10 protein-coding genes and 2 pseudogenes are annotated in these 12,380 nt (G+C 72.6%); 7 read left to right on the forward strand and 5 right to left on the reverse strand.

Going from position 1 to position 12,380, the window contains the following annotated elements:
* Positions 1 to 67: 67 nt before the first annotated feature.
* Positions 68 to 1,201: a 4-hydroxyphenylpyruvate dioxygenase gene (gene hppD / locus CRP51_RS23315; protein ID WP_097233283.1), complete on the reverse strand. Its 1,134-nt coding sequence runs from the start codon at positions 1,199 to 1,201 to the stop codon at positions 68 to 70.
* A 169-nt stretch (positions 1,202 to 1,370) separates the two neighbouring features.
* Between hppD and CRP51_RS29740 the strand changes: the two are divergent.
* Positions 1,371 to 1,838 (forward strand): annotated as a pseudogene (locus CRP51_RS29740) (Lrp/AsnC family transcriptional regulator); the annotation flags it as partial.
* Positions 1,839 to 2,165: 327 nt separating this feature from the next.
* Here the strand turns inward: CRP51_RS29740 and CRP51_RS29745 are convergent.
* Positions 2,166 to 2,579, reverse strand: a pseudogene (locus tag CRP51_RS29745) (SsgA family sporulation/cell division regulator); the annotation flags it as partial.
* A 406-nt stretch (positions 2,580 to 2,985) separates the two neighbouring features.
* Between CRP51_RS29745 and CRP51_RS23330 the strand changes: the two are divergent.
* Together CRP51_RS23330 and CRP51_RS23335 are read left to right on the forward strand one after the other, a co-directional pair.
* A complete protein-coding gene (locus CRP51_RS23330; RefSeq protein ID WP_097233284.1) occupies positions 2,986 to 4,653 on the forward strand; it encodes an RDD family protein in 1,668 nt (555 codons plus the stop codon).
* Between the two features lie 76 nt (positions 4,654 to 4,729).
* The gene (locus CRP51_RS23335) at positions 4,730 to 5,380 is read left to right on the forward strand and encodes an RDD family protein (protein WP_097233285.1); all 651 of its coding nucleotides are present in this window, start codon (positions 4,730 to 4,732) and stop codon (positions 5,378 to 5,380) included.
* A gap of 33 nt (positions 5,381 to 5,413) precedes the next feature.
* On the opposite strand, the gene CRP51_RS23340 is transcribed toward CRP51_RS23335, so the two are convergent.
* Positions 5,414 to 5,722, reverse strand: a complete 309-nt coding sequence (locus CRP51_RS23340) for a hypothetical protein (protein WP_097233286.1) — start codon at positions 5,720 to 5,722, stop codon at positions 5,414 to 5,416.
* A 425-nt stretch (positions 5,723 to 6,147) separates the two neighbouring features.
* Between CRP51_RS23340 and CRP51_RS23345 the strand changes: the two genes are divergently transcribed.
* Both CRP51_RS23345 and CRP51_RS23350 read left to right on the forward strand, forming a co-directional pair.
* Positions 6,148 to 8,502: an immune inhibitor A domain-containing protein gene (locus CRP51_RS23345; protein WP_097233287.1), complete on the forward strand. Its 2,355-nt coding sequence runs from the start codon at positions 6,148 to 6,150 to the stop codon at positions 8,500 to 8,502.
* 171 nt (positions 8,503 to 8,673) lie between these two features.
* Positions 8,674 to 8,994: a hypothetical protein gene (locus CRP51_RS23350; protein ID WP_097233288.1), complete on the forward strand. Its 321-nt coding sequence runs from the start codon at positions 8,674 to 8,676 to the stop codon at positions 8,992 to 8,994.
* A 246-nt stretch (positions 8,995 to 9,240) separates the two neighbouring features.
* Here the strand turns inward: CRP51_RS23350 and CRP51_RS23355 are convergent, their stop codons facing one another.
* Both CRP51_RS23355 and CRP51_RS23360 read right to left on the reverse strand, forming a co-directional pair.
* Positions 9,241 to 9,831 (reverse strand): isochorismatase family protein, encoded by a 591-nt coding sequence (locus tag CRP51_RS23355; protein ID WP_097233289.1) that lies wholly within the window; start codon positions 9,829 to 9,831, stop codon positions 9,241 to 9,243.
* Between the two features lie 88 nt (positions 9,832 to 9,919).
* Complete coding sequence (locus CRP51_RS23360; RefSeq protein WP_097233290.1) at positions 9,920 to 11,269, reverse strand: nicotinate phosphoribosyltransferase; 1,350 nt, start codon at positions 11,267 to 11,269, stop codon at positions 9,920 to 9,922.
* Positions 11,270 to 11,377: 108 nt separating this feature from the next.
* Here CRP51_RS23360 and clpS point away from each other — a divergent pair, with 108 nt between their 5' ends.
* Positions 11,378 to 11,689: an ATP-dependent Clp protease adapter ClpS gene (gene clpS / locus CRP51_RS23365; RefSeq protein WP_097233291.1), complete on the forward strand. Its 312-nt coding sequence runs from the start codon at positions 11,378 to 11,380 to the stop codon at positions 11,687 to 11,689.
* A complete protein-coding gene (locus CRP51_RS23370) occupies positions 11,689 to 12,294 on the forward strand; it encodes a DUF2017 domain-containing protein (protein ID WP_097233292.1) in 606 nt (201 codons plus the stop codon). Before clpS ends, CRP51_RS23370 begins: the two co-directional genes overlap by 1 nt.
* Positions 12,295 to 12,380 lie beyond the last annotated feature (86 nt).

The following is a 12,380-nucleotide window of genomic DNA, read 5'->3' on the forward strand; positions in this document are numbered from 1 at the left end:
GGCACCCGGCACAGGAAACCGCCCCCGCGAGTGCAGGTCGCGGGGGCGGTTGTGGGGGGTGGTGAGATTACAGATTCCCCCGTCGCGCCTGTTCACGCTCGATCGCCTCGAAGAGGGCTTTGAAGTTCCCTTTTCCGAATCCCATCGAACCGTGCCGTTCGATCAACTCGAAGAAGACCGTCGGCCGGTCCTGTACCGGCTTGGTGAAGATCTGCAACAGGTAGCCGTCCTCGTCCCGGTCGGCCAGCACCCGGTGCTCCCGCAGCGTCTCCACCGGCACGCGGGTCTCGCCCACCCAGGAGCCCAGCTCGTCGTAGTACGAGTCCGGAACGCCCAGGAACTCCACGCCGGCCTCGCGCATCGCGGAGACGGTGGCGATGATGTCGTTGGTGGCGAGCGCGATGTGCTGGACGCCGGGGCCGCCGTAGAACTCCAGATACTCGTCGATCTGCGACTTCTTGCGGCCGGGCGCCGGCTCGTTGATGGGGAACTTGACCTTGCGGGTGCCGTCGGCCACCACCTTGGACATCAGCGCCGAGTACTCGGTGGCGATGTCGTCGCCGACGAACTCCTTCATGTTGGTGAAGCCCATGACCCGCTGGTAGAACGCGACCCACTCGTTCATCCGGCCGAGTTCGACGTTGCCCACGCAGTGGTCGACGGCCTGGAAGAAGCGTCGCTCGGGGCGGGCGACCAGCGGGGAGGTCGCGACGTATCCGGGCAGGTAGGGGCCCTTGTAGTCGCGGCGTTCCACCAGCGTGTGGCGGGTCTCGCCATAGGTGGCGACGGCGGCGACGACCACCGTCCCGTTCTCGTCCGACAGCTCCTCCGGCTCTTGGAGGGGCGAGGCGCCCTGGGCGGTCGCGTGTGCGAACGCGGCCCTGGCGTCCGGCACCTCGATCGCGAGGTCGACCACGCCGTCCCCGTGGTCGGCCACGTGCCGCGCGAGCCGGTGGCCGGCCTCGCTCGTCGGCCTGACCACCGAGGTGAAGACGAACCGGGCGCCGCCCGACTCCAGGACGTAGGAGGCGAATTCGGGGCTGCCGTGCTCGGGGCCCCGGTAGGCGACCAGGGTCATCCCGAACGCCGTGGAGTAGTAGTGCGCGGCCTGCTTGGCGTTGCCCACCGCGAAGACCACCGCGTCCATGCCCCGCACGGGGAACGGGTCGTCCCGGGTGTGTTCATCTCTCTGCGCAGTCATGTTCGCAGCGTGCGGCACCCCGACAGACTGTGCAATAGTTGGCGCTTTCGCTGGGCATCCTGTACAGCGCCGGCCGGGTGACACCGGTCGTTCAGTGCAGGGTGCTCAGGGGTTCCGGGGCGGCGAGGTCGCCGGGGCGGAAGAGACGGAAGAGACGCGGGGGGCGCGAGTGGCCATCGACACGTTGGACGCCCGGCTGATCGAGCTGCTGGCGCGCGAGCCGCGCATCGGGGTGCTGGAGGCGAGCCGGCGGCTCGGGGTGGCGCGCGGCACCGCGCAGGCGCGGCTGGAGAAGCTGCGCACGCGGGGCGTGATCCGGGGCTTCGGCCCCGAGGTCGACCCGGCCGCCATCGGCTTCCCCGTCACCGCCTTCGTCACCCTGGAGATCACCCAGGGCGTCGGCGAGCAGCTCCGCGTCCATCTGCGCCGGGTCCCCGAGGTGCTCGAACTCCACACCATCACCGGCCAGGGCGACCTGCTGTGCCGGCTGGTCGCCCGTTCGAACGAGGACCTCCAGCGGGTGATCGACGAGGTCGTCTGCTTCCCCGGCATCGTCCGCTCGTCCACCGTGATCGCCCTGTCCAACCCGGTGCCGCTGCGGCTGATCCCGCTGGTGCGGCACGCGGCGGCCGGCTCAGCCGGCGGCCTCCCCGGTGCCGTCGTCCCCGGCGACGTCGGGACCCTCGCCCCGGTCGGGGAGGTCGACGCCGGGGTCGGCGAGGGGGACACCGTCCCCGGGCCGGCCGAGGCCGAAGAGCCCGACCAGGTCGGTGAGGTCGGTGAGCCGGGACAGGTCGGGCAGTCCCGGCGCCCGCAGCGGCCCCTGTGCTAGCTCGTCCGCCGCCCGCTCGTGCCGCTCCTCGGGCTGGGCGTGCCGCGCCGCGCCCTCGACACCGGCGGCCGGCCCGGCCCCGCCGTCGCCGAACGGCGCCCCGCACTCGCCGCACCCGGCGAACGGCGCCGTCAGCAGGGCCGCCAACTCCCCGTCCAGGTCGTGCCCCCGCGCCTCGCCGCCCGGCGGCACGACGCGCAACGTCCGCTCCAGCCAGGCCGCGAGCGAGTGCCCGGGGATCCGCAGCAGCGCGTCGCCGTCGGGGGAGCGCAGCGACAGGCAGATGGTGGTCGTCAACCGCTCGTCGTCCTCGGGGCTTTCGGGCCACACCCGCACGTCGCCCTGGCCGGCCGGCCGGAAGATGCCCTCCACCAGCAGTTCCCTGGCGAAGGTCCAGTGGACGGGGGAGTCGGAGCCGATGTGGAACGTGACGTGCACCGCGAACGGGTCGTCCGAGCGGTAGGTGAGCCGGGCGGGGACGGGGATGCTGCGCTCGCCGGCGAGGACCAGCCGGACGTCCAGCTCGCGTTCGATGATGGTCTGCATGTCAGGACCCCCCAGGTTCCAGGGTTCGAATCTCTTTTCCGATGCCTCGGGCCACCGAGAGCGCCGCGCGGCCTCGTTGCCGCGTGGGAGGAGAGCGGGTCGGGCGCCGACTCTTACGCGGGTTCGGTGGAACTTCTCGGAATTTCTCCACCAGCCGTCCCCGGAACGAGCCCCGGGCGCGTGGCGACCGCCCGCCGAACGGGCCCCGGGGCGGGCGGAGTCGGGCGCTTTGCCGGCCCTTGGGGTGCCTCGGGTCTCCGGGGGCCACGGCTGTTGGTTAAGGTCCGTGGTACGACAGACTGAGGGGGGATACCGCCGCTCACCCGGCGACGTAGCATCGTATCCCTCAGCGACTCAGCAGCAGGACGCACGGACGAGTGCACGGACGAGGAGATTCGGCCCGCCTATGAGCCTCCCACCCGCAGGAAACGCCAGCGGCGGCCCGGGGCCCAACTGGTATCCGGACCCGTCCATTCCGGGGTACATCCGGTACTGGGACGGCCAGACCTGGGTCGCCGGCAGCAGCCGGCCCGAGCCCCGGGAAGGCGAGCCCCTGCCGACGCCGCCCACCTCGGGCGCCGCCTCGGCGCCGCCGGCGGGCGCCGCGCCAGTGCCCGCGGCCAGGGACGAGGCCGACGACAGGGCCGCGTTGCCCGTCCGTGAGAACCGCGCCGAGATCGCCGCCAGCCGCGACCAGCACGTGGGGCCGCGCCCCGACGAGGACGTCAGCACCTCGCCGGTGGCCGCGCCCGGGCGGGTCGACCCCAGGGGGCAGTTCCTGCGCACCCCGTCCGAGGGCTCGGAGCCGCCGCCCGCCGCGCAGCCGGCCGGCCGGCCGAAGGCGGAGCCGGAGGGCCCCAACGAGCAGACCTTCGGGCTGCGTTCGGCCGACCTGCCGCCGCAGCGGTCGGCGTCGGCGCAGCCGCCGCCCGCCGGTGGCCCGCCCGGGCTCGGCCTGCCGGGGACGCCGCAGCCGGCGTCCCCGCCCCCGAGCCAGGCCCCGGCCGCGCCCGCGCAGCAGCCCCCCGCCCAGCAGCAGCAGCCCGCCTCGGGCGGCCCGGAGTCCGGCCCGCCGGGGCTCGGCCTGCCCGGCGCGGCCAACGCGGCGCCCGCCGCCGACCCGCCGGCCGCCGCCCCGCAGCCGCCGCCCCAGCAGGGGGCCCAGCCGCCCGCCGGCCCCCCGCACCAGGGGCAGCCCGGCCAGCAGGGCCAGCCGCAGGGCGGCGTCCCCGGCCCCGGCCAGATCTTCCCGCCGCCGGCCGGCGGCGCCCCCGGCCAGCAGCCCCCCGCCGGCTACGGTTTTCCCCAGCCCGGCGGTCAGCCGGGACCCCCCGGCGGCGCCCCCGGCCAGCCGGGCGGCGGCTACGGCTTCCCGCCCCCGGCCGGCGGTCAGCCGCCCGGCGGTTACGGCTACCCGCCGCAGCAGCCGGGCCAGCCCGGTGGCGGCTACGGCTACCCGCCCGCGCAGGGCCAGCCGCAGGGGCAGTCGGCGTACCTCCAGTCCCACGAGGGCGCGCCGCTGACGATGATGGCGAAGTTCACCGAGCCGGAGCAGAAGTACCCGGCCGCCCCCGGCAAGCGGCTCTTCGCGCGGATCATCGACGCGATCCTGCCGCTGGGCGGCGCCGCCGCCCTCGCCGTGCCGCTGCTCGGCGACGCCAGGGACCACATCAACGACCGGATCGACTCCATCGAGCACGCCGGCGTCAACGAGACCGTCTGGCTGATCGACGGCACCACCGGCGGCTATCTCGCCATGGTGCTCGGCGTCTTCCTCGGCGTCGGCCTGCTCTTCGAGGTGCTGCCCGTCGCGCTGTGGGGCACCACCCTCGGCAAGGCGATGCTCGGGCTGAAGGTGCTGGACATGGAGCAGCAGGAGCCGCCGTCGTTCGGCAAGTCGATCGTCCGCTGGCTGGTGTACAACCTGCTGGCGGTGGTGCTGGTCGGCATCGTCAACATGATCCTCGCGGTACGCGACCGCCCCTGGCGCCAGGGCTGGCACGACAAGGCGGCGAAGACCTTCGTCGCCGGCAAGGGCCGCCCACCGGGTGACCCGGTCGGCGCACAGCGGTAGCCCGGACGCCCGGTCGTTACGCCCGTACGCCGCCTCCCGGATGCGGCGGTGCCGGGGCCGGGGTGGACTCGCTGGCATGAGCAGCGAGCAGCCCCAGCCAGGCCCCGGCGGCGAGCCGGGACGCCCCCGCCCCTTCGATCCGGCCACCTCGAACGAGTCCGGGCTGCCGCCCGCACCCCCGCCGCCCGCCTCCGGTGACACCACCGGGGTGCCGGGCGGCGGTGACCGTTACGGGAGCAGCCCGTACGGCGGGCCCAGCGGCGCGGCCGATCCGCTGGCCGGGATGCCGCCGCTGGCCGCGCGGTGGCGCCGGCTGGTGGCCCGCGTCATCGACACCCTGGTCGTCGGCATCCCCGTCACCCTCCTCCTCTGGCCCTTCGCCGGCTCCTACGACTTCGACGACGGCGGCGGCAGCGGCGGCTCCTACGGGCGTCAGGCCGTGGTGCTGCTGGTGTACTTCGTCTACGAGGCGCTGATGCTCACCACCAGGGGCCAGACGCTGGGCAAGATGGCGATGAGGATCCGGGTGGCGATGCTCGCCGACGGTTCGCTGCCCCGCGGCCAGGCCGGCTGGCTGAGGGCCGGGGTCTACTCGCTGCCGCAGCTGCTGCCCTGCGTGGGCTTCATCTTCTGGCTGGTCAACGTGCTCTTCTGCACCTGGGACCAGCCCTACCGCCAGTGTCTGCACGACAAGGCGGCGCGGACCGTGGTGGTCTCCACGGCCTGAACGCGCCACCCGGCGTGCGGTGCGCGCCGGCGCTCAGACGCGCGCGTGGTCGCGCGCCTCGGCCGGCCGGCGCGCGGACTCGGCGCGGACGCCCGCCGAGGGGGGGCCGGCGGAGGAGTCCGGCTCACTCGCGGTGGCGGGGGCCGGTCCCGACGGCGCGAGCGCGGCCCTCCCGCGCGTCCCGACGAGCAGCGCCACGGCCGTCCCGGCGGCGAGCGCGCCCCCGGCGATCAGGAACGCGGCGGGCCCTGAGGCGTTCGGCACGGCGACGAGCAGCAGCAGGGTGAGGGAGACGACGGTGACCGAACCGTAGGCGATCTGCACGGGGGTCGGATGCGGCATGGCGGGTTCCGTCCTCGGAAGGGGGTGCTGTAGCCGTCGAGGGAGGAAGGGGGTGCCCTCTCTCGAACGACTCTACGAGCCCGGATGCCCGCCGGGCGAGTCGGTCAAGCACCCGACCGGCCGGGGGACGGAAGCACGGGGGGCGCACCGGTTCATCGGGCCGGGAGCAACGCGGGCGCGGCGGCGTCCCGTCGCGGCGCGGCGGCACGGGAGGCCCGGCACCGGTGGAAGACCCCGTGGGAAGACCCCGGTGGAAGACCTTGCCGCGAGGGCTTCGCCGAAGTGCGGCCCAAAAACGTTAGTTGGCGGAAGAGTTCGAATCAAGGTCTGTCTTTTTCTGTCTTACTCATGTCAAATGCGTCGGGTTAGAACCCCTTGAGAACACTGCGACAACACTGCGTGCGCAGGGGAGGACTGGCGAACAGGTGAAGCTAGGAAAGAGATCCACGAGATCCACGACCGCCGCCGTGGTGACGGCGGTCGCCGCGCTCGGAGCCGCGTCGTTGGTGCCCGCCGGCGCCGCCCAGGCGCAGACGCCGCCCGCCGACGACACCGTCGGCACCCAGGACCAGCGGTTCAGCGCCGCCGAACCGGAGTTGGAGAACCCGCTCGCCGAGAAGCGCGAGGCGCAGCGGCAGCAGGCGTACGAGCAGCTGATCGCGGGGGAGGCGGACGCCAGGACGCTGGCCGGCTCCGAGGTGGTGGAGCTGAGCGACGGCGAGTTCGTCGAGGTCGCGACCACCGGCACCGACAAGATCTTCACCGTGCTGGTGGAGTTCGGCGACGAGATCCACCCCGACTACGGCGGCACGCCGGGCCCGCGGGTCAACGAGATAGCGGAGCCTGACCGGGAGAACGACAACTCCACCATCTGGCAGGAGGACTTCGACCGGCAGTACTACGAGGACGTCTACTACTCGGAGGACCCCGAGGTACCGTCCGTCAAGCAGTACTTCGAGCAGCAGTCCTCCGGCCAGTACACGGTCGACGGTCTGGTCACCGACTGGGTCCGCGTCGACTACAACGAGGCCAGGTACGGCACCAACTCCTGCGGCGACAACGTCTGCGAGGAGGTCTGGAACGTCATCACCGACGGCGTCAACGCCTGGTACGACGACCAGATCGCGGCCGGCGTGAGCCCCGAGGAGATCGCCGAGACCCTCGCCCAGTACGACGTCCAGGACCGTTACGACTACGACGGCGACGGCGACTTCAACGAGCCGGACGGCTACCTCGACCACTTCCAGATCGTGCACGCCGGCGAGGACGAGTCCGCCGGCGGCGGCGCGCAGGGCGAGGACGCCATCTGGGCGCACCGCTGGTACGCCTACGGCGACCAGGCCGGTCACACCGGCCCCGAGAACAACCCGGCCGGCGGCACCCAGATCGCCGACACCGGCCTGTGGGTCGGCGACTACACCATCCAGCCGGAGAACGGCGGAGTCGGCGTCTTCGCCCACGAGTTCGCCCACGACCTGGGTCTGCCCGACCTCTACGACACCGCGGGCGGCGAGAACGGCACCGCGTTCTGGTCGGCGATGTCCTCCGGCTCCTGGCTGAGCCGGGGCGAGGGCGCGATCGGCACCCTGCCCAACGACATGGGCTCCTGGGAGAAGCTGCAACTGGGCTGGCTGGACTACGAGGTGGCGCGCGCCGCGACCAACTCGGTCCACCGGCTCGGCCCGTCGAGCGAGGTCTACCCGCAGCGCGGCAGCACCCAGTCCGTCATCGTGGAGCTGCCGGAGAAGACCGTCACCCACGAGATCGCCGAGCCCGCCGAGGGCGAGGCGCAGTGGTGGAGCGGTTCGGGCGACGACCTGAACAACACGCTGACCCGCACGGTCGACCTCACCGGCGCGACAACGGCCTCGCTGGACCTGACCGGTTGGTGGACCATCGAGGAGGGCTACGACAACCTCTACGTCGAGGCGTCCGTCGACGGTTCCGCGTGGACCCCGCTGGACGGCACCGTCGACGGTGAGCCGCTGCCCAGGGACAGCGCCGACCGCCCGGTGATCACCGGCGTCTCGGACGGCCACCGCGCCCTGGCGTTCCCGCTGGACGAGTACGCCGGCGGCAGCGTGGACCTGCGGTTCCGTTACCAGACGGACGGCGCGCTGGCGGAGATCGGCTTCACCGCCGACGAGATCACCGTGACCGCCGACGGCGAGGTCGTCTTCAGCGACAACGCCGAGGAGGGCGAGGGCGACTGGGAGGCCGACGGCTTCTCGGTGGTCGGCGCCTCGATCACCGACGACTACCCGCAGTACTACATCGTGGAGAGCCGTCAGTACGTCGGTTACGACGACACCCTGGAGACCGGCCCGTACAACTTCGGCTGGCTCACCGACCGTCCGGACTGGGTGGAGCACTACTCCTACGAGAACGGCATGTTGGTGTGGCTGTGGGACACCTCGCAGACCAACAACAACACCAGCCAGCACCCGGGTGAGGGCCTGATCCTGCCGGTCGACGCCAGGCCGACCGCCGAGACCTGGTCGGACGGCACCCTGATGCGCAACCGCTTCCAGGCGAGGGACGCCACGTTCGGCCGTTCCGACAGCGCCGAGCTGACGGTCCACCAGGACGGTGTGACCACCACCCTGCCGAGCCAGGACGGCGTGCGCTCGTTCGACGACCGCAGGGGCGAGTACTGGGACGAGTCCAACCCGGGCAACAGCGTGATCGTGCCCGACACCAACACCCGGATCACGGTCCTCAGCGAGCCCCGCGACCCGGCCAAGCCGCTCGTCGTGAAGGTCTCCCCGAGCGGTCGCTGAGTGTGGTCGCTTTGTCGCGATACGTCGATATCTGACGGTCGCTGATGTGACCAACTAGAAAATCGCAGGTCAGAGCATGTATCGGCCGCCGCCCCTCGACAGGGCGGCGGCCGATCGCGTAAGGATTGAGTAAGTCCATCTCGAAGGAGAACGAACCGGGAAAGGTGTTCCATGGCCGACGGAGGGTTTGTGCGACTGCCCGATGGCAGCGTCGTTGTCGCGCTCGCCGTGCCCAGGCCCGACGCGTCGGGCCGCACGGTGCGGGTGCTGGTGCACGCGGCGAACCGCCCCAGGGCGCTGACCCGGCTGCGGAACCTCGGCCTGCGCGCGGTCTACCTCAGGGGGAACGCGGCGCCGCCGACCCCGGACGAGATCTCCGCGGTGCTGCACCACCCCGAGGGCGTCGTCTGGCGCTCGGCCCCCTGCGGCCTCACGGAGAGCTGGCATCCGATGACCCACCTCTTCCGCTCGGCCCCCACGCTGGCCTCCTGACTGGGGAGCGACAGCCCGTCCTGCGCGGCTGGGGTCCGACCGGGGGGCGACAGCCCGTCCCGCGCGGCTGGGGTCCGACCGGGGAGCGACAGCCCGTCCCGCGCGGCTGGACGCCCTCGTCGGGTGCGGGCCGTCACTCATGCACCGCGCAGTTCCCCGCGCCCCTGAGGCCGTCACCGGCCCGGGGTGCACGCGACCGCTTGCCGCACCACCCCCTCCGTAGTCGCTCATGCGAACGACCGGAGGTCACCCCCTGACGACAGGGGCTCCCGTCAGCTCGACGCCCGCCTCGTCCAGCTCGGTGAGGGCCCGGTCCACGGTCGGCCGGGCGACCCCCGCCGTCAGGCTGAGCAGCACCCGGGTGCGGAAGCCCGCCCGCAGGGCGTCCAGCGCGGTGGCCCGCACGCAGTGGTCCGTGGCGATGCCCACCACGTCGACCTCCGTGACCTCCCGTTCGCGCAGCCAGTCGGCCAGCCCGGTGCCCGCCTCGTCCCGCCCCTCGAAGCCGCTGTAGGCGGCCTCGTAGGCGCCCTTGTCGAAGCACGCCTCCACCGCGCCGGAGGCGATCGCGGGTGCGAAGTTCGGGTGGAAGCCCACCCCCTCCGTGCCCGCCACGCAGTGCTGCGGCCAGCTGGTCTCGAAGTCCGGCGCGTCCGAGAAGTGGTCGCCCGGGTCGATGTGCCGGTCGCGGGTGGCCACCACGTGCCGGTAGCCGGGGGTGGCCGCCCCGATCAGGTCGGTGACGGCGGCCGCGACGTCGGCGCCGCCGCTGACGGCGAGGCTGCCGCCCTCGCAGAAGTCGTTCTGCACGTCGACGACGATCAGCGCGCGGTGCATCCGAACCACCTCGTTGGTGCGTTGTTCCGTGGGTCACTCCGGGCCGTGTGGCCGGCCCGGGTCGGCATGAGCCTACTGGGCGCCCGGCTCATGAGGGCGGAGTGAGGAAGCGTGTGGGGAGCACGGACTCACCCCGGGAGAGCTGGGTGGCGGACAGGGGGAGCGCGCCCCGCGCGCGCACGTGCCGGTCGCGGGCCGCGCTCAGCGACTCCTGGCCGACCGGTTCGCCGTCGCGCATCAGCTCCACGCCCAGCAGCCGCCCGGAGAACTCCTCGGGCACCTCGCCGGTGCCGATGACCTCGGCCTCGGCGATGCCCCGCTCGTCGACCGGACGGGCCGCCCACTTAACCCCGCCGACGGAGAGCTTGCCGCCGAGGGACTTCTTGGCCACCGGCCGCAGCGGCGCCCCCTCCCCGTCCCCGTCGGCGCGCGCCACCAGCTTGTAGACCATCGAGCAGGTCGGGTGGCCGGATCCGGTGACCAGCTGGGTGCCGACGCCGTAGGAGTCGACGGGCGCGGCGGCCAGCGAGGCGATCGCGTACTCGTCGAGGTCGCTGGTGACCACGATCCGGGTGTCGTGCGCGCCCAGCTCGTCCAACTGCCGGCGCACCTGGTGCGCGACGACCAGCAGGTCCCCGGAGTCGATCCGCACCGCGCCCAGCTCGGGCCCGGCGATCTCGACGGCGGCGCGCACGGCCTCGGCCACGTCGTAGGTGTCCACCAGCAGCGTGGTGCCCCGACCGAGCGCGTCGATCTGGGCGGTGAACGCGTCCCGCTCGGTGTCGTGGAGCAGCGTGAACGCGTGGGCGCTGGTCCCCACGGTGGGGATGCCGTAGCGGAAGCCGGCGGCCAGGTCGGAGGTCGCGGAGAAGCCCCCGACGTAGGCGGCCCTGGCCGCGGCCACCGCGCTCAGCTCGTGGGTGCGGCGGGCGCCCATCTCCATCAGCGGGCGGCCGGCCGCCGCCACGGCCATCCGGGAGGCGGCGGCGGCCACCGCCGAGTCGTGGTTGAGGATCGACAGCACCACCGTCTCCAGCACCACGCACTCGGCGAAGGTGCCCTCGACCTGGAGGATCGGCGAGCCGGGGAAGTAGACCTCGCCCTCGGGGTAGCCGCGCACCGTGCCGGTGAAGCGGTAGTCGGCGAGCCAGTCGAGGGTGGGGCCGTCCACGACCTCCTGGCGGTCGAGGAAGTCGAGCATCTCGGGTTCGAAGCGGAAGTTGGTCACGGCGTCCAGCACGCGACCGGTGCCGGCCACCACGCCGTAGCGGCGGCCCTCGGGCAGTCGGCGGGTGAAGACCTCGAACACCGAGCGCCGGTGCGCGGTGCCGGCGCGGAGGGCGGCCCGCAGCATGGTCAGCTCGTACTGGTCGGTGAAGAGCGCGGTCGAGGGCACCGTCACCGGCAGCCCGCTGGGCCTGTGGTCCTTGACGTCCATGGGGCCAGCGTACCCCCAATCTCGTCAAACTGACGATATCTCGTGGCGTGGCGTCGCCCACCCCCTCTGTCCTGGGCGTTTGGGTCCGAACGGCGCGGTGGTGGCAGCATGGGGGGTGTGACTGCCATGCCCGTGGAGATCGAACGCACCGAGGAGCAGGCGACGCCCGACGAGGCGCCGGTGCCGGAAGTCCCCTGGGTCACCGTGGTGCACAACGACCCGGTGAATCTGATGAGTTACGTCACCTATGTCTTCCAGGCGTATTTCGGCTACTCGAAGGACAAGGCCAAGAAGCTGATGCTCGACGTCCACCACAAGGGGCGGGCCGTGGTCTCCCAGGGCAGCCGCGAGGAGATGGAACGGGACGTGCAGGCGATGCACGGTTACGGGCTCTGGGCCACGCTCCAGCGGGAGAGCTGATGCCGGGCTTCTTCGAGTCGGCGGGTGCCGACGGGGGCGCCTCGGTGGCGCTGGACGACGGCGAGCTCTCCGTCCTTCGCAGTCTGACCGTTCAGCTTCTTGAACTGATCGGACCGGATCAGCACGAGAACGAGGATGTCGATCCCCTGCAGGCGCTCTTCGCCGAGGGGCCCAGCGAACCACCGCGCGATCCGGCGCTGGCGCGCCTTTTCCCGGACGCCTACGGCGACCCGGGGGCGCCGGCCGACGAGGCGGCGGTCACCCGTTCGGCCGAATTCCGCCGCTATACCGAGAACGAGTTGCGCACCCGGAAGCGGGAGCGGCTGCTGGCGATGGTGCACGGCCTCGACGAGGCGCGCGGCGCGCCGCGCGACCGCGAGGGGAACGCGGTGCTGACGCTGGACCGGGCGGCCTCGGACGGCTGGCTCGGCGGGCTCAACGACCTGCGGCTGGTGATCGGCGCGCGGCTCGGTATCGAGGACGAGTCGACCACCGAGAAGCTTTTCGACCTTCCGGACGAGGACCCGCGAAAGGCCATGGTGATCGCCTTTCTGTGGCTGGGGAGTCTCCAGGAGACCCTGGTGGACACGCTTCTCCCCGAGTAGTCCCCCCGGGCGCGGAAAGGCGCCTTTCCCGCGTCTTCCTCGACAGGCCGGGGATTCCCTTCGCGGATAACCTGACGATGTTTTTG

The organism is Streptomyces zhaozhouensis (assembly GCF_900230195.1).
GTDB lineage: Bacteria > Actinomycetota > Actinomycetes > Streptomycetales > Streptomycetaceae > Streptomyces > Streptomyces zhaozhouensis.